The organism is Variovorax sp. GW821-FHT09A10 (assembly GCF_059418385.1).
This window is the reverse complement of the sequence record NZ_JBWKPT010000002.1, coordinates 855,183-873,246: the sequence shown is the minus strand read 5'-3', so window position 1 is coordinate 873,246 and position 18,064 is coordinate 855,183. Positions and strand designations below refer to the sequence as shown.

General features: G+C 69.6%; 18 protein-coding genes and 1 riboswitch. Of the genes, 12 read left to right on the top strand and 6 right to left on the bottom strand.

Translation table 11 applies throughout. The annotated features are described in order from the left end of the window. The first annotated feature begins 14 nt into the window (after nucleotides 1-14). From AC07Q9_RS10870 to AC07Q9_RS10855, 4 genes are all read left to right on the top strand, one after another. The gene (locus tag AC07Q9_RS10870; RefSeq protein ID WP_495309323.1) at nucleotides 15-1,481 is read left to right on the top strand and encodes a malonyl-CoA decarboxylase; all 1,467 of its coding nucleotides are present in this window, start codon (nucleotides 15-17) and stop codon (nucleotides 1,479-1,481) included. Between the two features lie 93 nt (nucleotides 1,482-1,574). Further along, nucleotides 1,575-2,564, top strand: coding sequence for a Bug family tripartite tricarboxylate transporter substrate binding protein (locus tag AC07Q9_RS10865; RefSeq protein ID WP_495309321.1), 990 nt, complete (start codon nucleotides 1,575-1,577; stop codon nucleotides 2,562-2,564). Then, on the top strand, nucleotides 2,561-3,343 hold the full coding sequence (locus AC07Q9_RS10860) for an enoyl-CoA hydratase/isomerase family protein (RefSeq protein WP_495309320.1): 783 nt from the start codon (nucleotides 2,561-2,563) through the stop codon (nucleotides 3,341-3,343). The genes AC07Q9_RS10865 and AC07Q9_RS10860 overlap by 4 nt, the downstream gene beginning before the upstream one ends. A 27-nt stretch (nucleotides 3,344-3,370) precedes the next feature. Beyond that, nucleotides 3,371-4,915, top strand: a complete 1,545-nt coding sequence (locus AC07Q9_RS10855) for a malonate--CoA ligase (protein ID WP_495309981.1) — start codon at nucleotides 3,371-3,373, stop codon at nucleotides 4,913-4,915. A gap of 21 nt (nucleotides 4,916-4,936) precedes the next feature. Here AC07Q9_RS10855 and AC07Q9_RS10850 read toward each other — a convergent pair whose 3' ends face one another. Next, nucleotides 4,937-6,001, bottom strand: a complete 1,065-nt coding sequence (locus tag AC07Q9_RS10850; RefSeq protein ID WP_495309319.1) for a phenylacetaldoxime dehydratase family protein — start codon at nucleotides 5,999-6,001, stop codon at nucleotides 4,937-4,939. A 20-nt stretch (nucleotides 6,002-6,021) separates the two neighbouring features. Then, nucleotides 6,022-7,038: a carbon-nitrogen hydrolase family protein gene (locus AC07Q9_RS10845; RefSeq protein WP_495309318.1), complete on the bottom strand. Its 1,017-nt coding sequence runs from the start codon at nucleotides 7,036-7,038 to the stop codon at nucleotides 6,022-6,024. A 179-nt stretch (nucleotides 7,039-7,217) separates the two neighbouring features. Here AC07Q9_RS10845 and AC07Q9_RS10840 point away from each other — a divergent pair, with 179 nt between their 5' ends. After that, entirely contained in the window at nucleotides 7,218-8,183 is a 966-nt protein-coding gene (locus AC07Q9_RS10840) for an AraC-like ligand-binding domain-containing protein (protein WP_495309317.1), read from the top strand. 45 nt (nucleotides 8,184-8,228) lie between these two features. On the opposite strand, the gene AC07Q9_RS10835 is transcribed toward AC07Q9_RS10840, so the two are convergent. The 4 genes from AC07Q9_RS10835 to AC07Q9_RS10820 form a co-directional block, all read right to left on the bottom strand. Then, nucleotides 8,229-8,654 carry a universal stress protein gene (locus AC07Q9_RS10835; RefSeq protein ID WP_495309316.1) on the bottom strand — a complete coding sequence of 142 codons (426 nt, stop codon included), beginning with the start codon at nucleotides 8,652-8,654 and terminating at the stop codon, nucleotides 8,229-8,231. A gap of 73 nt (nucleotides 8,655-8,727) precedes the next feature. Beyond that, a complete protein-coding gene (locus tag AC07Q9_RS10830) occupies nucleotides 8,728-9,555 on the bottom strand; it encodes a sulfite exporter TauE/SafE family protein (protein WP_062480530.1) in 828 nt (275 codons plus the stop codon). A 279-nt stretch (nucleotides 9,556-9,834) separates the two neighbouring features. Continuing rightward, nucleotides 9,835-10,185, bottom strand: a complete 351-nt coding sequence (locus tag AC07Q9_RS10825; RefSeq protein ID WP_139703757.1) for a cell division protein ZapA — start codon at nucleotides 10,183-10,185, stop codon at nucleotides 9,835-9,837. After that, complete coding sequence (locus tag AC07Q9_RS10820; RefSeq protein ID WP_056581479.1) at nucleotides 10,182-10,409, bottom strand: hypothetical protein; 228 nt, start codon at nucleotides 10,407-10,409, stop codon at nucleotides 10,182-10,184. Before AC07Q9_RS10820 ends, AC07Q9_RS10825 begins: the two co-directional genes overlap by 4 nt. Nucleotides 10,410-10,540: 131 nt before the next feature. Further along, a riboswitch (cobalamin riboswitch) is annotated at nucleotides 10,541-10,781 on the top strand. Between the two features lie 72 nt (nucleotides 10,782-10,853). Here AC07Q9_RS10820 and AC07Q9_RS10815 point away from each other — a divergent pair. The 7 genes from AC07Q9_RS10815 to cobO all read left to right on the top strand — a co-directional run bounded on the left by AC07Q9_RS10815 (nucleotide 10,854) and on the right by cobO (nucleotide 18,063). Then, nucleotides 10,854-12,806: a TonB-dependent receptor domain-containing protein gene (locus tag AC07Q9_RS10815; RefSeq protein ID WP_495309314.1), complete on the top strand. Its 1,953-nt coding sequence runs from the start codon at nucleotides 10,854-10,856 to the stop codon at nucleotides 12,804-12,806. Further along, the gene (locus AC07Q9_RS10810) at nucleotides 12,791-14,188 is read left to right on the top strand and encodes a cobyrinic acid a,c-diamide synthase CobB (RefSeq protein ID WP_495309313.1); all 1,398 of its coding nucleotides are present in this window, start codon (nucleotides 12,791-12,793) and stop codon (nucleotides 14,186-14,188) included. Before AC07Q9_RS10815 ends, AC07Q9_RS10810 begins: the two co-directional genes overlap by 16 nt. Then, on the top strand, nucleotides 14,175-14,756 hold the full coding sequence (locus tag AC07Q9_RS10805; RefSeq protein ID WP_495309311.1) for a bifunctional adenosylcobinamide kinase/adenosylcobinamide-phosphate guanylyltransferase: 582 nt from the start codon (nucleotides 14,175-14,177) through the stop codon (nucleotides 14,754-14,756). The genes AC07Q9_RS10810 and AC07Q9_RS10805 overlap by 14 nt, the downstream gene beginning before the upstream one ends. 11 nt (nucleotides 14,757-14,767) lie before the next feature. Continuing rightward, a complete protein-coding gene (locus tag AC07Q9_RS10800; protein WP_495309979.1) occupies nucleotides 14,768-15,634 on the top strand; it encodes an ABC transporter substrate-binding protein in 867 nt (288 codons plus the stop codon). 5 nt (nucleotides 15,635-15,639) lie between these two features. Further along, nucleotides 15,640-16,650 (top strand): FecCD family ABC transporter permease, encoded by a 1,011-nt coding sequence (locus AC07Q9_RS10795; protein WP_495309309.1) that lies wholly within the window; start codon nucleotides 15,640-15,642, stop codon nucleotides 16,648-16,650. Continuing rightward, nucleotides 16,647-17,429, top strand: coding sequence for an ABC transporter ATP-binding protein (locus AC07Q9_RS10790; RefSeq protein WP_495309307.1), 783 nt, complete (start codon nucleotides 16,647-16,649; stop codon nucleotides 17,427-17,429). Before AC07Q9_RS10795 ends, AC07Q9_RS10790 begins: the two co-directional genes overlap by 4 nt. 64 nt (nucleotides 17,430-17,493) lie before the next feature. Then, a complete protein-coding gene (cobO, locus tag AC07Q9_RS10785; RefSeq protein WP_095745107.1) occupies nucleotides 17,494-18,063 on the top strand; it encodes a cob(I)yrinic acid a,c-diamide adenosyltransferase in 570 nt (189 codons plus the stop codon). The last annotated feature ends 1 nt before the right edge of the window (nucleotide 18,064 follow it).

The window sequence follows — 18,064 nt, the reverse complement described above, 5'->3', positions numbered from 1 at the left end:
ACAGGAGCAGATCGATGAGTGCGACCGAGTGGTTCCAGGCGCGCCTGCGCATGGGCGAATCGTCCAAGGTTCCCGTGGCGAGCAACGGCGCCACGAAAGGCCCGGCCCGCCACACGCCCAAGCCCAGCGCCCGCACCACCGCCGAGCGGTTGCAGGCCACGCTGCGCAAGGCCGACGAGGCGCTGTCGCCGCGCACGCTGCGCCGCGTGCTGGCCGAGCTGCAGGCCGTGATCGATCCGCGCGTGAGTGAGGTCGAGGGCGGCCGCCGCGCCCATGCCATCGCGCAGGCCTACGCCGGCGCCTCGCCTGAAGAACGCCGCGACTACTGGGCGCTCATGAGCGAGCATTTCGCCGCCGACGCGGGCAAGCTCAAGAGCGCGCGCGACCAGCACCAGAGCGCCGTCGGCACGCCCGACGAAGGGCAGGCCGAACTGCGCCTGCGCCGCGCGCTGGTGTCGCCGCGCATGCGGCTGCTGCAGCGCTTCGCGGTCGAGCCCGGCGGCATGCGCTTTTTGGTCGACCTGCGCGCCGACCTGCTGCCGTGCCTGAAGTCCGACAAGCGCTTGCTCGCGCTCGAGGCCGAGCTGGAGCATCTGTTTTCCACCTGGTTCGACGTGGCTTTTCTCGAGCTGCGCCGCATCGACTGGAACTCGTCGGCCTCGCTGATCGAGAAGCTCATCCGCTACGAGGCGGTGCACGACATCAAGAGCTGGTCCGACGTGAAGAACCGTCTGGACGACAGCGACCGCCGCTGCTACGGCTTCTTCCATCCGCGCCTGCCGAACGAGCCGCTCATCTTCGTCGAGGTGGCGCTGGTCGACCGCATCAGCGAAGGCATCATGCCGCTGCTCGACGAGGCCGCCGTGCCGGTGCAGCCGGCCAAGGCGACCACCGCGATCTTCTATTCGATCAGCAACACGCAGACCGGCCTGCGCGGCGTGAGCTTCGGCGACTCGCTCATCAAGCGCGTGGTCGAAACCCTGCAGGACGAACTGCCGCGCCTGAAGACCTTCGCCACGCTGTCGCCCATTCCGGGCCTGCGCGCGTGGCTCGCCAAGAACGCCGGCGAACTGCTGCCGCGCCTGGACGAGAAGCGCGAAGCCGAACTCGGCCGCCTCGTCGGCTCGGTGCCGCCCACGGCCGAGCGCCTGCTGGCAGCGGTTGATGCAGCAACAGAACTCGACGCGAAATCGCCGCTGCGCCAGTGGCTGCTGCAGGCCACCGCCGAGTACCTGGGCCGCACGCTGGTCGACGGCACGCCGGCCGACCCGGTGGCGCGCTTCCACCTGGGCAACGGCGCGCGCGTCGAACGGCTCAACTGGGCCGGCGACCCGTCGGCCAAGGGGCTCAAGCAGTCGTACGGCCTCATGGTCAACTACCTGTACGACCTCAAGCGCCTGGACCGGCATCGCGCCTGGCTGGCCGAAGGCAAGATCGCGGTTTCGGGAGACATCGAAGGCCTGTTCCTCAAAAAAGGCTGAGTCCGTTCGCTTCGCCGCGGCAGCGCTGCGGCCCGCACCTTGACCGCCGGAGGGCGGCAACATCTACAACGACGACGACAGGAGACGAGACAGATGACGCAACAGAGTTTTCAACGACGCGATGTGCTGCGCGTCGCCGCAGCAGCCGGGGCCGTGGCCCTGTGCGGTGGCGCACGTGCCCAGGGCTGGCCGACCAAGCCCGTGACCATGGTGGTGCCGTTCCCGGCCGGCGGAGGCACCGACGCCTTCGCGCGCCCGCTGTCGGCGCAGTTCTCCCGCGCGGCGGGCCAGACGCTGGTCATCGACAACCGCGGCGGCGCGGGCGGCACCGTGGGCGCGAGCATCGCGGCCAAGCTGCCGGCCGACGGCTACTCGCTCTTCATGGGCGCCGTGCACCACGCGATCGCACCGTCGATCTACCCCAAGCTCGACTACGACCTCGAGAAAGACTTCGTGCCCCTGATGCTGCTGGCCAACGTGCCGCAGGTGGTGGTGGTCAACCCGAAGCGGGTGCAGGCCGCGACCATCCAGGAGCTGATTGCCACCGCCAAGCGCAACCCCGGCAAGCTCAACTACGGCTCGGCCGGCTCGGGCACCTCGCACCACCTGGCGGGCGAGCTGTTCAAGCTGCAGACCGGCACCTTCATCACCCACATCCCGTACCGCGGCGCGGGCCCGGCGCTGTCCGACCTGATCGCGGGCAACGTCGACCTGATGTTCGACGGCCTGGGTTCCTCGGCACAGCACATCAAGGGCGGCCGCATCAAGGCGCTCATGGTGGCCGGCGCCAAGCGCAACCCCGCATTCCCCGACGTGCCCTGCGCCGCCGAGGTCGGGCTGTCCGACTACACCGTCACCACCTGGTACGGCCTGTGGGCGCCCAAGGGCACGCCGGCCGAAGCGCAGACGCAGATCATCGACACGATGAAGAAGGCGCTGGGCACCGACGAGCTGAAGGCCATCTGGGCCCAGAACGGCTCCGAGATCCCGAACGTCACCACTGCCGCCTACGGCCGCTTCGTCAACGCCGAGATCAAGCGATGGGCCGCGGTCGTGAAGGCCTCGGGCGCCAAGCTCGAATGAGCGATCGGCAGGTCTCGCTGCGCCGCGAAGGCGCCGTGGCGCTCGTCACGCTGTCGAACCCGGGGCGTCTCAATGCGATGACGCGTGCCATGTGGCGCGCGCTGCGCGCCGTGTTCGACGACCTGCACGGCGACACCGCGCTGCGCTGCGTCGTCGTGCGCGGGGAGGGCGGTGCCTTCTGCGCGGGCGGCGACATCTCCGAGTACCCCTCGTTCCGCTTCGAGGAAGCGAGCCTGCGCGAATTCCACGAGAACGAAGTCTGGGCCGCGCTGCAGGCGATGCTCGACTGCCCGCTGCCGCTGGTGGCCCAGATCGAAGGCGCCTGCATGGGCGCCGGCGTCGAGATCGCCAGCTGCTGCGACATCCGCCTGGCCGGTGCGTCGGCGAAGTTCGGCGCGCCGATCGCGAAGCTGGGTTTCCCGATGGCGCCGCGCGAAGCCGCGCTGGTGCATGGCGCCATCGGCGACGTGCTGGCGCGCGACATGCTGCTGGCCGCCGGCGTGCATGGCGCGCAGCGGCTGTATGACGCCGGTTTTCTGCTGCACGTGCTGCCCGATGCCGAGGTGCCGGCCGCTGTGCAGGCGCATGCGGCGCGCATCGCGGCGCTGTCGCCGCAGGCCGCGCGCCTGCACAAGGCCACCTTTACCGCACTGAAGAGCGGCGGCGCGGCGGCGCAGCAGCTGCTGGCCACCGCGTATGACTATGCCGACAGCGCCGAGCACCGCGAGGGCATCGATGCCTTCCTGGGCAAGCGCCCTCCGAATTTCCGACCTTCCTGAGCCTGCCGTTCGATGATGACGAAGATGATGAAGACGAAGTCCTCCCCCAACGCCAACCTGTTCGCCGCCTTGCGCGCCGCCTTTCCCTCCAACCTCGACGCCATTGCGGTCGAGACCGAGAACGGCCTGCATTACTCGTGGCGCGACCTCGACCGCGCCAGCGCGATGATCGCCAACCTGCTCGACGGCCTGAAGCTCGAGAAGGGCGCGCGCGTCGCCGTGCAGGTCGAGAAATCGGTCGAAGCCATGCTGCTGTACCTCGCGACCTTGCGCGCGGGCTACGTGTTCCTGCCGCTCAACACGGCCTACCAGAGCGCCGAGATCGAGTACTTCATCGGCAACGCCGAGCCCGCCGTGGTCGTGTGCACCGGCCGCAACGCGGCCTGGGTGCGCCCCATCGCCGAGGCGGCCGGCACGCGCCACGTGTTCACGCTGGACGACGACCGCACCGGCACGCTGCTCGACGCGGCGGCGCGCTGCAGCGACCGGCATGCCGTCGCGCTCAAGAAGCCCGACGACCTCGCCGCCATCCTGTACACCAGCGGCACCACCGGCCGCAGCAAGGGCGCGATGCTCACGCACCGCAACCTGCTGTCGAACGCCGAAGTGCTCAAGGACTACTGGGGCTGGACGAAGGGCGACGTGCTCATTCACGCGCTGCCGATCTTCCACGTGCACGGCCTGTTCGTGGCGCTGCACGGTGCGCTGCTCAATGGCAGCAAGATCCTGTGGTTCTCGAAGTTCGACCCCAAGCGCATCGTCGCCAAGCTGCCCGAGGCCACCGTGTTCATGGGCGTGCCCACGCTCTACGTGCGCCTGCTGGCGGAGCCGGGCCTCACGCGCGAGGCGGTGCGCACCATGCGCCTGTTCGTCGCGGGCTCGGCGCCGCTGCTCATCGAAACGTTTGATGAATGGCGCGAGCGCACCGGCCACACCATCCTGGAACGCTACGGCATGAGCGAGACCGCCATGCTCACGTCCAACCCGTATGACGCCAAGAAGGGCGAGCGCCGTGGCGGCACCGTCGGCTTTGCATTGCCCGGCGTGCAGCTGCGCGTGCGCGACGACGAGGGCAAGGACCTGCCGACGGACGAGATCGGTGGCATCCAGGTGAAGGGCCCCAACGTGTTCGCCGGCTACTGGCGCATGCCCGAGAAGACGAAGGAAGAGTTCACCGCCGACGGCTTCTTCAAGACCGGTGACGTGGGCAAGATCGATGCGCGCGGCTACATCACCATCGTCGGGCGCAGCAAAGATCTGATCATCAGCGGCGGCTACAACGTCTACCCGGCCGAGATCGAGGGCTACATCAACGAGATGGCCGGCGTGGCCGAAAGTGCCGTCATCGGCGTGCCGCACCCCGACTTCGGCGAGGTGGGCGTGGCCATCGTGATCCCCAAGGGCGGCGCCACGATCGACGCCGACGCCATCGTGGCCGAGCTCAAGGCCAAGCTGGCGAACTTCAAGATCCCCAAGCGCTGCTTCGTCGTGCCGGAACTGCCGCGCAACACGATGGGCAAGGTGCAGAAGGCGTTGCTGCGGGCGGAGCACAAGGGGCTGTTCGCAGTCTGAGCCCCGCCGTGCGCCCGGGCGTCAGGCGGCGGGCGAGAGCCCGTTCATCAGCCCGCTGCGCGCGTGGCAGTTGATGTACTCGTAGCTTTGCTCGTCGGCCTTCAGCACCGACACCTCGTGGTACAGGCGCAGGCGCAGCTCGAAGTTCAGCGCCTGCACGTAGCGCATGAAGCTGCCGAAGATCGCGACGTGCGTCGGGTGCGACTCGGCCCAGCGCTCCATGTCGGCCAGCGAGCGCCAGTAGCTCAGGCCGAAGGACTTCTGCAGCGGCGCGCCGTGCGCGTCGAGGTGGTGCATGAAGCGGTTGCTGTAGCAGCCGATGGGCAGACCCTGGTCGCGCAGGAAGTCCATGCCTTCGCGCAGCACCGGGGCCATGTCTTCCAGGTAGAGCTGGCGTTCCTGGCCGGTGGTCTCGGTCCATTCCTGGCCCGAACGGATCATCGCGAGGTGCGTGTGGCCCGCGATGCGCACGCGCTGGCCTGACGCAGGCGTGCCGGCGATCACCGCGCGCGTGCCCGAAGGCGCGAGCGCGTCGGCCTGCGCGAGCGGGAGTCGATCGCGCATCGACCCCCAGTAGCCGTGCTCCTGCAGTTCGCCGCTCACACCGCCCATCACCACGCCGATGCCCTCGAGGCGGTCGGGCGTGCTGAACAGGGTCTCGAAGTGCGCAGCACGCGGGGAAGCGATTTCTCGGAAGTAGCCGAGGCCCTCGTGCAAGCGCTCGTCGGCGTTCCACCAGGCTTCGACGGCGGGCGTGGCACACCAGCGCGCGAACGCCGCCGCATCGCGCCAGTAGGCGATGGCGATCAGGTTGTCGTACCCGTCGGCGTCGACGCAGTGGGCCAGGTCGTGGTGGCCGGGCCCGTCGGGCAGGGCGAAGTCGCGGGTGATCTTCAGGAGCGCGGCGCAGGCCCGGCCCTGCATGGCCGGGCCGCGCGACTGCACACCGAAATAGCCCATCACGACCTGGGTCGTCGCCGCGGGCGCGCGCGCCGACCAGCCGGGGTAGGGCGGGGTGTGGTCGTCTGCCACGCGGCGTTCGTGGGTGCGGGGGCAGCGCAGGTGCTCGGGGATGGCCGATTCCATGGTGCGGCTCCGTGGTCGGCTCAGGCCACGACCGGCTCGGGCACGCTGCCCTCGGGCTCCGGCGTGAGCTGCACCACTACGGGCGTGCGCCGCGTCTTGTTCAGCAGCAGCTGCGTGACGTCGGGCCGCGAATAGTGACCGCTCGGATCGGCCGCCGCCTTGGCGAGCGCGATCATGCCGAGGTCGATGTCGGCGATCACCAGGCCTTCGGCGTCTTCGGCCAGCGGCGTGCCCAGTGGCGTGCCCAGTGGCGAACCGTCCGGGCCGTAGATGCGCGCATGCCCGCCGCCGACGCCCAGCATCTGCCGCTTGCCGTCGTCGGTGCACATCAGCTCGCTCATGGCCTTCGACACCGTGGCGCAGGGCGCGATGACGAAGCAGCCGCCCTCGACCGCATACACCTGGCTCGCGGCGTTGTTGACTTCGTGGCCCAGCGCGTAGGCCGCGCCGCGGTAGAGCGAAAAGCTCGGCCATGCACCGCAGTGGATCTGCTCGTTCTGCGCGTACATCGCGTACTTGCTCAGCGGCTGCAGGTGCTCCCAGCAGCACAGCGAGCCGATGTTGCCCAGCGGCGTCTGGACCACGTGCAGGTCGGCGCCGTCGCCTTCGCCGAACACGGTGCGTTCCACGTGCGTGGGCTTGAGCTTGCGACGCGTCTGCACGGTGCGGCCCTGGTCGTCGATCAGCGCCTGCGCGATGTACAGGCTGCCCGCCGCTTTCTCGCTGTAGCCGAGCGAGAGCCAGATCTTGTGCTGGCGCGCCGCCGCCTGCAGGCGTTCGAACTCGGGCGAGCCGATGACCAGCGAGTTGTCGTGGTAGCGCTGCACGAACTGCATGCCCCAGGCCGGCGAATCGAGCCAGACCCACCACGGGTAGCCCGGCACCCAGGTCTCGGGAAAGGCGATGAGCTGCACGCCCTGTTTCGCGGCCTGCGCCATCAGGTCGATGGTCTTGTCGATGGTGGCGTCGAGGTCGAGGAAAACAGGCGCGGCCTGCACGGCGGCGACGCGGAGCTTGGGGTGGACGGTGGTCGGCATGGGGTGTTCTCCAGGGGGCAATGAACGTAACGAAATCCCCACTGTGCGCACCGGGTTTGCGCGGTGGCATGCGGGTTGCATGAAGCGTAAATTCGCGCCGCCGGAACGCCTTGACCCGGATTGGCGGCGTTCTTGTTCCAGCGTTGCATGTGCCTTGCGAAGGCCTTCCGAGGACCCCGATGACCCCCTTGCTCAGCACCGATGCCGTCCCGGGCGACCAACGGCTCGCGTACTGGACCGACATGATCTGCAACGTCTACGTGCAGCTCGAATGCGACGCGGTGCGCACCGGCGACGGCGGCGACTTCGAGGGCAGCATCCGCCAGCACGCGCTGCCCGGCCTCGGCATGTCGGTCGTGACCTCGCGGGCACAGAAGGTGATGCGCACGCCGGGCCACATCGCCGCGTCGAGCGACGACTGTTTTCTCGTGAGCATCCAGGCGCGCGGGCAGGGCGTGGTGCGCCAGGACGGGCGCGACGCCGTGCTCAGCGCCGGCGACTTCGCGCTGTACGACAGCACGCGGCCCTACCAGCTGCTGTTTGATCAGCCCTTCGAGCAGATCGTGCTCAAGCTGCCCGGTGAGCGGTTGCGCAGCGAACTGCGCGACACCGAAGCGCTCACAGCCACCACGGTGTCAGGGCGCGAGGGCGCGGGGCACCTGCTGCTGGGCATGATCCGCACGCTGCGCGAGGACTTCGACGCGCTGCAGCCGGCCTCGGCGCTGGCGGTGGCCCATGGCGTGCAGAACATCCTCGTGGCCGGCCTGCAGACGCTGCCTGCGGCGCACGCACCGGCGCTCAGCAAGCTCACGGCGTACCACCTGGGGCGCGTGAAGCAGCGCATCGACGAGCAGCTGGCCGACCCGACGCTGTCGGTGGGCACGCTGGCGGCGCAGCTGGGCATGTCGGTGAGCCACATCCACCGCGTGTTCAAGAGCGAGCCGCTGACGCCCTCGCAGTACATCTGGGAGCGTCGGCTCGACGCGTGCAGCCGCGACCTGCTGGAGCCGCGCCTGGCAGGGCGGCCCGTGGGAGAGATCGCGTACGGGAGGGGGTTCAACGACGCGGCGCATTTCAGCCGCGCGTTTCGCGAGCGCTTCGGATGTTCGCCGCGCGAATGGCGGCGGCAGCGCTCGCCGCAATGACCGCGGCCACGGCGCATCGGCCGTCGCCGGGGCGGTCGGGTCTTCTTACTGGACCAGCAGCACCGAGATGTCGGTCTCGGCCACGACCTTGGTCGCGACCGAACCCATCAGCGCGCGGCCCAGGATGCCGTGGCCGTGCGTGCCCAGCACGATCAGCTCGGCCTTCGATTCGGTGGCCGACTTGAGGATTTCCTCGGCCGCGTGGCCGTGGCGCGCGTCGGCCTTGAAGTTGGTCACGCCCTTGTCGGCGAACCAGGCCTTCACCGGGTCGAGCACCTTGGCGTTTTCCTCGGCGTAGTAATCGGCGACGATTTCCTTGCTGAGGTGTCGCGCCACGTGGCCGGAGATGCCAGTGCAGACATTGACCACCACCAGCTCATGGCCGTCCACGAACATGGCGCGGTTGGTCAGCAGGTAATTGAGGGCCTTTTGCGTGTAGGCGCTGCCGTCGACTGCGATGAGGATTTTCATGGCTTTCCTTGTACGACTGTGAAGAACTGCCACATAGGATGGCACAGGAAAGCCAGCGAGTGTTTGATATGCCTCAGCCCCGCAGGCCCTTCCAGAGCATGTAGGCGGCCAGCAGGTACAGGATGCTCGCGAACACGCGCTTGAGCTTTTTCACCGGCAGGCTGTGCGCGGCCCTGGCGCCCAGCGGCGCGGTGAACACGCTGCAGGCCGCGATCACCACGAGCGCGGGCAGCCAGATGTAGCCGAAGGCGCCGGCCGGCAGGCCCTGCACCGACTGGCCGCTGAGCACATAGCCCAGCACGTTGGCCACCGCAATGGGAAAGCCCAGCGCCGCGCTGGTCGCCACCGCGTTGTGGATGGCCACGTTGCACCAGGTCATGAACGGCACGCTGATGAAGCCGCCGCCTGCGCCCACCAGGCCCGAGATGAAGCCGATGGTGCCGCCCGCCGCGAGCTGGCCGCCGGTGCCCGGCATCTGGCGCGTGGGCTTGGGCTTCTTGTCGAGGAACATCTGCGTGGCCGAGAAGCCCACGAACAGCGCGAAGAAGATGGCCAGCGCCGTGCCCTTGAGCAGTGCGAACACGCCCAGGCTGCCCGCGAGGCTGCCGATGACGATGCCAGGGGCCAGGCGCTGCACGATGTCCCAGCGCACCGCGCCGCGCTTGTGGTGCGCGCGCACGCTCGATACCGACGTGAAGATGATCGTCGCCATCGAGGTCGCGATCGCCATCTTCACCGCCAGGTCGGCCGGCACGCCGCGCTGGCCCATGATGATCGTGATGAACGGCACCATCAGCATGCCGCCGCCGATGCCCAGCAGGCCTGCGAGGAAACCGGTGCCCAGGCCGAGCGCGGCGAGTTCGGCGATCAACAAGGGGTCGAGCAGGGCGGCAAGGTTCACGGGTGAGGGCTCTTCAAAAAGCAACGGCCCCGTGCGGTGAAGCAGGGGGCCGTGGCGGAAAAAGGTGTCTGCAGATGGTGTGCCGGACCCGCATCCTGAACCAGGGTTCAGGTGGGCGAGGGCAGCAGGACTTCGGGTTCATCTGACGCGAGATGATCACGCCCGTCAAGCGATGTACCAAGCCCGGCTCCGGAGAGCATTGGAACAAGGAAATATTAAGCCCGACACGTCTGCAGACAAAACGGATTTTACGCCCCGGATGTGCCGGGCCGCGTGCCTTCAGAGCAAATGTCCATCGCCCGCCAGAGCCTGATCGAGTCTTTGAATGAGCTGGGCGGCCTGCGGGTCGGTGTCACCGGAGGTTTCGTCGGTGCTCGTTGCAGGTGCAACGGCAGGGGCCGGTGCGGCGGCAGCAGCGGCAGAACTGGCCTGTTGGGCCGCGAGATCGAAAGCCAGGTTCAGCGAGGCGAGCACGGCGATGCGGTCGCGGGCCTTCACCTTGCCTGCGTCGCGGATCTTGCACATGGCCGCGTCCACGCGGTCGACGGCCTCACGCAGTTGCGCTTCGCCGCCGTCGGGACAGCCGAGCAAGTAGCTCTGGCCCATGATCTGTACTTCAATCTGCTTCATGCGTGATGGGAATCTTCGGAAGGGGGTTCGGCCGGCAGCCGTTCGAGCAGGGCATCGAGGCGGGTGCGGGCCGCGGCGAGCCGCGACTTCAGGCCGTCGCGTTCACGCGTGAGCGCATCGACCTGTTCCTGCAGCAGCGCGTTGGTGCGCTGCACCTCTTCGTGACGCACGAGCAGGCGTTCCACACGCTCGGCGATCTGGTCGATGGGGCTGGAGGCGGGCATGGTTGGCGATTGTAGTTTCCCGGGAATTCGGAAGGTCTGGCGCACCGCGCGGGCGCGCGCCGGACGTGGCCGAGATTCTGGGGCCTGCGCCGCCGGTGATCAAACCGGGTGTGGCGTGGCCGCCCCGTGGGCCTAAAATCCTGCCCGTTGGTGCTCGCGGCGTGGTTCGCACGGCGCAGTTCAACGGGAAGCAGGAGTGGACGCCCCCCGGGGCCGATGCCGCCTGCGCTGCCCCCGCAACGGTCAAGCAGACGACGCCGCAACGCGTCACCCCTTTCCATCCAGCCACTGGGCGCCCTGAAACAGGTGCCTGGGAAGGCGGCAAAGGGTCGATCTGCCAGCCCGGATACCGGCCAACAAGGCGGCTGCCGCATCGGCAGCCATGACGCCCATGGCGCCGGCGGGGAAGCCGGCCAGGGCATAGAAGTTCGTTCGGTTCACCCCATGATTTCCTGTGTTTCCCTCTCCAGCGGCCGCGCCAGCGTGCGCCGCAACCGTCCCGCGTGCCTGCCGTTCACGCTCGCCCTGGCTTCGGCCTTCGGCGGCCTGGCCCTGGTGCCGCTGGCCGCGCAGGCGCAAGCCGCCGCAGCAGCATCTGCCACGCTCGACGAGACCGTCGTCACCGCCAACCGCACGCCGCAGGCGCTGTCGGACCTGGTGGGCGATGTCTCCATCATTGACCGCAAGACCATCGAGCGCAGCGGCGCGACCGGCGTGGCCGACGTGTTGGCGCGCCTGCCCGGCATGGAAATCTCGCGCAGCGGCGGCGTGGGCAACGCCACCAGCGTGTTCATCCGCGGCGCCGAATCGCGCTTCACGGCGGTCTACCTCGATGGCGTGCGCATCGATTCGCAATCGACCGGCGGCGCCGGCTGGGAAGGCCTTCCGCTCGCGCAGATCGACCGCATCGAAGTGCTGCGCGGCCCGGCCGCCGCCGTGTACGGCTCGGACGCCGTGGGCGGCGTGATCCAGCTCTTCACCAAGCGCGGCGAGGAGGGCGTGTCGCCCTACGCCGGCATCGGCTTCGGCAGCCACGGCCTGCGCCGGATCGAAGGCGGTGTGAGCGGCAAGTCGGGCCTGCTCGACTATTCGTTCGGTGTCGCGCACGAGGAAAGCAAGGGCTTCAATATCCAGCCCATCGCCAAGCGCACGCCCTCCAAAGACGGCTTCACCAACCCCGACCGCGACGGCTACCGCAGCACCTCGGGCAACCTGAAGCTGGGTTTCCAGATCACGCCCGACCAGCGCATCGACGCCACCTTGCTCACCAGCAACACCGAAGCCGCCTACGACCCGTCGGTGAGCTTTCGCACCAAGCCGCCGATCACCTTCCGCGACGACGTGTCGACCAACGAACTGCGCACCGCCGGCCTGACCTGGTCGGCCAAGTGGAACGACATCTACAGCACCCGCCTGCAGGTGACCGATTCGCAGACCGTCTACAAGACCCAGCCCTCGTTCTATCGCACCGAAACCCGCCTGCGCGGCTACCTGTTCCAGAACGAATTCCGTTTCGGCGCGCACCTGGTGACCGCCACACTCGAGCGCCGCGAAGACGCGCTCGAGAACGCGCCGACCACCTCGGCCAAGCTGTTCTCGCGCGACCGCTCGCAGAACGCCGCCGCACTGGGCTACGGCTACGTGAAGGGCCCGCATTCGCTGCAGCTGCACGTGCGCCATGACGACGACAGCGAGTTCGGCGGCAAGACCACCGGCAGCGCCGCCTACGGCTACGCCATCACGCCGAGCCTGCGCGCCACCGTGTCGGCCGGCACCGCGTTCCGCGCACCCACGCTGTACCAGCGCTTCAGCGAGTACGGCCTGGCGAGCCTGCAGCCCGAATCGAGCCGCAACGTCGAACTGGGCCTGCAGTACACGGCCGGCGCCACGCAGGCCGGCATCGTGCTGTACCGCAACCGCGTGCAGAACCTGATCGTGTTCGACGGCAGCGCCAAGGGCTGCCAGTCGTCGTTCGGCTGCTACGCCAGCACGGCGCGTGCGCGCTACCAGGGCGTGACGCTCACGGGCGGCCACCGCATCGGCGACGTCACGCTGCGCGCCTCGCTCGACTACCAGGACCCGCGCGACCTCGCCACCGACCACCTGCTGGCACGCCGCGCCCGGGCTCACGGCACGCTGGGCGCCGACTGGCGCATCGCCGGCTGGACGTTGGGCGCCGAGCTCCAGAGCTCTGGCAAGCGCTACGACGACGCGGCCAACACCGTCAAGCTCGGCGGCTACACGCTGCTCAACCTGTCGGCCAGCACGCAGATCACGCGCGACCTGAACCTGGTGGCGCGCGTGGACAATGTGGGCGACAAGGACTACCAGTTCGCACGGCTCTACGCCACCGGGGGCCGCACCGCGTACGTCGGACTCAAGTGGACTCCGCAGTAAACACCCGCCGCTCCTCGCCCGGCGCAGCCGTCACCTGCGCCGCGGTGCTCGTGGCCGCGCCGGCCTCGGGGCAGGGCAAGACCACGGTCGCGGCCGCGCTCGCGCGGCTGCACGTGCGCCAGGGCCGCCGCGTGCGGGCCTTCAAGTGCGGGCCCGACTTCCTCGATCCGCACTGGCTCGCGCTGGCCACCGGCGCGCCGGTGCATTCGCTCGACCTGTGGATGACCGGCGAAGCCGACTGCCGCGCGCGCCTGCATGCCGCCGCGAGCGAGGCCGACCTGGTGATCGTCGAAGGCGTGATGGGCCTGTTCGACGGCACGCCCAGCGCGGCCGAGTTGGCCGAGCGCCTGGGCCTGCCCGTGCTGGCCGTGATCGACGCGCAAGCCATGACCGGTACCTTCGGCGCGCTGGCCTACGGCCTGCAGAACTTCCGCCCGGGCCTGCCCTGGGCCGGCGTGCTGGCCAACCGCGTGGCCAGCGAGCGCCACGCCGACATGCTGAAGGACGCATTGCGCGAGCCCGGCGACTGGCTCGGCGCCTTGCCGCGCAGCGCCGATTTCGCGCTGCCCGAACGCCATTTGGGGCTGGTCGGCGCCGCCGAACTCGGCGATGCGATGGAGCGGCTCGATGCCGCGGCCGACGTGCTCGCCGCCACGCCGCTGGGGCAGCGCGCGCCCGGGCAGCTGCCGCAGGTGCGCTTCGAGCCCGTACCGGCCGCGCCCGTCGCGCCGCTGCTGGCCGGACGCACCATCGCCATCGCGCGCGACACGGCGTTCTCGTTCATCTACCCGGCCAACCTCGAGGTGCTCGAGGCCCTCGGCGCGCGGCTCGCGTTCTTCTCGCCGCTGGCCGACGAACCGCTGCCGCCCTGCGACGCCGCCTGGCTGCCCGGCGGCTATCCCGAGTTGCATGCGGCCGTGCTGTCGGCCAGCGACCGGCTGCGGCTCTCGCTCGCCAACCACGTCACGGCCGGCAAGCCGATCTGGGCCGAGTGCGGCGGCATGATGGCGCTGTTCGACGAACTCGCCACGCGCGACGACGCCGAGCCGACCGACGTGCACCGCTTCTGGGGCGTGCTGCCGGGGCGGGCCGTCATGCAGAAGCGCCTGGCCGGCCTGGGCCCGCAGCAGCTCGACCTGGGTGCGCATGCCCTGCGCGGCCACACCTTCCACTACTCGCGCTGCGAGACGCCGCTCGCGCCCGCTGCGCGCACCATCGGCACGCGCGGCGGCGAGGCGCTGTACGTGCACGGACCCGTGCGCGCGAGCTACTTCCATGCGTGGTTCGCGTCCAGCCCGGAAGCGACCGCGCGGCTCTTCAGCGCCATGCCCCTCGAACTCGACAGTCACGCCGCACAGGCACTCCCCGATGCCCCTCACTGAGCACGAATTCATCCTCGGCGGCCAGAAAAGCGGCAAGTCGCGCCGCGCTGAACAGCGCGCGGCCGACTGGCTGGCCCAGGCGCCCGCATCGCGCCGCGCGGTGTTGATCGCCACCGCACAGGCCCACGACGACGAAATGCGCGAGCGCATCGCGCGCCACCAGTCCGACCGCGCCGAGCGCGTGCCCGGCCTGCAGACCCTCGAGGAGCCGATCGAGCTGGGCCGCGCCATCGTCACGCAGAGCGCGCCCGACACGCTCGTGGTGGTCGACTGCCTCACGCTGTGGCTCACCAACCTGCTGATGCCGCTGCGCACCGAAGGCGCCGCCGTGGTCACGCGCACGCCCTCGGCGCACACCACGCTGCTGCTCATCGCGCTGCGCGAGGCGCGCGGGCCGGTGGTGCTGGTCGGCAACGAGATCGGCCTGGGCGTGATCCCTCTGGGCCGCGAGACCCGCGCCTTTGTCGATGTGCTCGGCCGGCTGAACCAGGACGTGGCGGCCGCTTGCCACCGCGCGACGTTGATGGTCGCCGGCCTGCCGCTGACGTTGAAGGCGCCCGGCGCATGAGCTTCGATCGCATGAAGACCTGGCTGCGCGCGTCGTTGCTCGGGCTCGCCCTGGTGGTGGCCGCGCAGGCGGCGCAGGCCGCCGACGTGGTCGACGAGCGCGGCGTCACCGTGCACCTGCCGCAACCGCCGCAGCGCATCGTCTCGCTGCTGCCGTCGCTGACCGAAGGCGTCTGCGCGCTCGGCGCCTGCGACCGCCTGATCGGTGTCGATCGCTATTCCAACTCGCCCGCGCAAGTGCGCGCGCTGCCGCAGCTCGGCGGCGGGATCGATCCGAACGTCGAAGCCGTCGTCGCGCTCAAGCCCGACGTGGTGCTGCTCGCCAAATCGTCGCGCGTGACGCAACGGCTCGAAGCGCTGGGCCTGAAGGTGATCGTGCTCGAACCCAAGAGCCATGCCGACGTGCGCCGCGTGCTGGGCGCGCTCGACCAGGTGCTCGGCACGCACGAGGCGCCCGCCGTGTGGCGCGCCATCGACGCAGCCGTGTCGGCCGCGGCGCAGTCGCTGCCCGCCAGCGCCAAGGGCCTGCGCGTGTACTTCGAGGTCAACACCGGCCCTTACGCGGCAGGCGATTCGTCCTTCATCGGCGAAACGCTCGCGCGGCTGGGCGTGAAGAACGTCGTGCCGGCGTCGCTCGGCCCCTTTCCCAAGCTCAACCCCGAGTTCGTGGTGCGCGCGAACCCCGACCTCATCATGGTCAGCGTGCGCAGCGCGATGGGGCTGGAGCAGCGACCCGGCTGGGGCGGCATCCGCGCAGTGCGCGAAGGCCGCGTGTGCCGCTTCGACGCCGAGCAGACGGACGTGGTCGTGCGCCCCGGCCCGCGCATGGACGAGGCCGCGCGCCTGATGGCGCAGTGCCTGTCGGACAAGGGGCGGTGAGCGGCATGCATTCCGTCCATCTGCGTCGCGTGCTGCTGCTCGGTGCCGTCCTGCTGGTGCTGGGCGCGGCGCTGCTGCTCTTCGGCCTGGGCATCGGCAGCACCGGTTTCCAGAGCCTGCTGTCCGCGCGGCACGACCCGGTGGCGCTGCAGATCGTGTGGGACATCCGTCTGCCGCGCACCCTCGGTGCATGGCTGGCGGGCGCGCTGCTCGGGCTCGCGGGCGCGGTGGCGCAGGGCCTCTTTCGCAACCCGCTGGCCGATCCGTACCTGCTGGGCAGCGCCTCGGGCGCGTCGCTGGCCGTGGCGTTGGCGTTGATGCTGTTCGGCGGCTCCGTCACCAGCACGCAATGGGTGATGCGCCTCGGGCTCACCGGCGCGGCCTTTGTCGGCGCGGTGGCCGCGGTGCTGCTCACGCTCACGCTGGCGCGCGGCGTGCAGCAGACCTTGCGGCTGCTGCTGGCGGGCGTGATCGTCGGCGTGGTGCTGGGCGCCGCCAAGGACCTCATCACCATCGCCTCGGCCGACATTCTTCAGGCGCTGCAGGGCTTTGTGCTCGGCAGCACCGGGCTGGTCGGCTGGGCCGCCTGCGCCGTGATGGCGGCGGTCGGTGCGGCCTGCCTGCTGCTGGCCTGGGCGCTCGCGCCGGTGCTCGACGGGCTCGCGCTGGGCGAGGCCACGGCGCGCAGCCTGGGCCTGCCGCTGGGCGCCATGCGCGCCGCGCTGGTGGCGGTGCTGGCGCTGGCGACTGGTGCCGCCGTCGCGCAGACCGGTCTGATCGCTTTCGTCGGCCTGGCCGCGCCGCACCTGGTGCGCTCGGTGGTCAAGACCACGCATGCGCGGTTGATCGTGCTGTCGGCGTTGATGGGCGGGTTGCTGCTGATGGCGGCGGACCTGCTGGCGCGCTGGCTGATCGCGCCGCAGGAACTGCCGGTGGGCGTGCTCACGGCCGTGCTCGGCGGCAGCTACCTGCTGTGGCTGATGCACCGGCGCGGCGCGAAGGGAGGCGGACTGTGAGCCGCACGCCATCCGCCGCGCTCGAAGCGCACGGCCTCAGCGCCACGCTCGGCTCGGTCGAGGTGCTGCACAGCATCGACCTGTCGCTCGCCGCCGGCCGCTGGACCAGCATCGTCGGGCCGAACGGCGCCGGCAAGTCGACGTTGTTGAAAGCGCTGGCAGGTCTGCTCGCACATCGCGGCGAAGTGCGGCTCTTCGGTGAGGCGCAGGCGGCCGTGCCGGCCCGTGTGCGCGCCCGGCGTTTGTCGTGGCTGGGCCAGAGTGGCACGGGCGAGGGCAGTGCCGACGATTTGATGGTCTACGACGTCGCCATGCTCGGGCGGCTGCCGCACCAGCGCTGGCTCGCGGCACCCAGCGAAGCCGATCGCGATGCCGTCGAACGCGCATTGCGCAGCACCCAGGCCTGGGACTGGCGCGACCGTCCGCTGGGGCAACTCTCCGGCGGCGAACGCCAGCGTGTGCTGCTGGCGCGTGCGCTGGCGGTCGAGGCAGAGCTGCTGCTGATGGACGAGCCGCTGGCCAATCTCGATCCACCGCATCAGGCGGACTGGATGCAGACGGCACGCGAACTGGTCGCTCAAGGCCGCACCGTGGTCAGCGTGTTGCACGAACTGCCGATGGCGCTGGCTGCGGATGAACTGGTGGTGATGAATCGGGGGCGGGTGACGCATCACGGTGCCTGTTCCGACCCTCAGACTCACCAAGCGCTGGAGCAGGTGTTCGACCATCGCATTCGCGTGCATCGCGTGGCAGACCAATGGATCGCGTTGCCGCTATGAAGCTTCGCGCCTGTGCACACGCCCTGAACGACAGCGTCAAGAACACAAGCAAACGGAAAACGTCATGCAAATAGAAACCCCTCCCAGCGAAAAGCCCTACGAAAAGCCCGAAGGCGAACGCCGCGGCATCGTCATCGTCAACACCGGCGACGGCAAGGGCAAGAGCACGGCGGCCTTCGGCCTCGCCCTGCGCGCACATGGCCGCGGCAAGGCCGTGAAGATCTACCAGTTCATGAAGGTGCCTTCGGCGCGCTTCGGCGAGCACCGCATGTTCGAACAGATCGGCATTCCCATCGAAGGCCTGGGCGACGGCTTCAGCTGGAAGAGCCAGGACCTCGAGCGCTCGGGCCAGCTGGCGCGCGACGGCTGGGAAAAGGCCAAGGCCGCCATCCTGTCGGGCGACTTCTTCCTTGTGGTGCTCGACGAAATCACCTACCCGTTGATCTACGGCTGGCTGCCGCTCGAAGGCGTGCTCGAGACCCTGCGCGCGCGACCGAAGCATGTGCACGTCGTTCTCACCGGCCGCCGTTGCCCGCCCGAGATCATCGAGCTGGCCGACACGGTCACCGAGATGCAGATGGTCAAGCACGCGTTCAAGGCCGGCATCCCGGCGCAGCGCGGCATCGAGGACTGAA

What these genes read in the sequence shown, in the direction of transcription:
- AC07Q9_RS10870 (WP_495309323.1), top strand. Translation starts at nt 15, where the DNA reads ATGAGTGCGACCGAGTGGTTCCAGGCGCGCCTGCGCATGGGCGAATCG.
- AC07Q9_RS10865 (WP_495309321.1), top strand. Translation starts at nt 1,575, where the DNA reads ATGACGCAACAGAGTTTTCAACGACGCGATGTGCTGCGCGTCGCCGCA.
- AC07Q9_RS10860 (WP_495309320.1), top strand. Translation starts at nt 2,561, where the DNA reads ATGAGCGATCGGCAGGTCTCGCTGCGCCGCGAAGGCGCCGTGGCGCTC.
- AC07Q9_RS10855 (WP_495309981.1), top strand. Translation starts at nt 3,371, where the DNA reads ATGAAGACGAAGTCCTCCCCCAACGCCAACCTGTTCGCCGCCTTGCGC.
- AC07Q9_RS10850 (WP_495309319.1), bottom strand. Translation starts at nt 6,001, where the DNA reads ATGGAATCGGCCATCCCCGAGCACCTGCGCTGCCCCCGCACCCACGAA.
- AC07Q9_RS10845 (WP_495309318.1), bottom strand. Translation starts at nt 7,038, where the DNA reads ATGCCGACCACCGTCCACCCCAAGCTCCGCGTCGCCGCCGTGCAGGCC.
- AC07Q9_RS10840 (WP_495309317.1), top strand. Translation starts at nt 7,218, where the DNA reads ATGACCCCCTTGCTCAGCACCGATGCCGTCCCGGGCGACCAACGGCTC.
- AC07Q9_RS10835 (WP_495309316.1), bottom strand. Translation starts at nt 8,654, where the DNA reads ATGAAAATCCTCATCGCAGTCGACGGCAGCGCCTACACGCAAAAGGCC.
- AC07Q9_RS10825 (WP_139703757.1), bottom strand. Translation starts at nt 10,185, where the DNA reads ATGAAGCAGATTGAAGTACAGATCATGGGCCAGAGCTACTTGCTCGGC.
- AC07Q9_RS10820 (WP_056581479.1), bottom strand. Translation starts at nt 10,409, where the DNA reads ATGCCCGCCTCCAGCCCCATCGACCAGATCGCCGAGCGTGTGGAACGC.
- AC07Q9_RS10815 (WP_495309314.1), top strand. Translation starts at nt 10,854, where the DNA reads ATGATTTCCTGTGTTTCCCTCTCCAGCGGCCGCGCCAGCGTGCGCCGC.
- AC07Q9_RS10805 (WP_495309311.1), top strand. Translation starts at nt 14,175, where the DNA reads ATGCCCCTCACTGAGCACGAATTCATCCTCGGCGGCCAGAAAAGCGGC.
- AC07Q9_RS10800 (WP_495309979.1), top strand. Translation starts at nt 14,768, where the DNA reads ATGAAGACCTGGCTGCGCGCGTCGTTGCTCGGGCTCGCCCTGGTGGTG.
- AC07Q9_RS10795 (WP_495309309.1), top strand. Translation starts at nt 15,640, where the DNA reads ATGCATTCCGTCCATCTGCGTCGCGTGCTGCTGCTCGGTGCCGTCCTG.
- cobO (WP_095745107.1), top strand. Translation starts at nt 17,494, where the DNA reads ATGCAAATAGAAACCCCTCCCAGCGAAAAGCCCTACGAAAAGCCCGAA.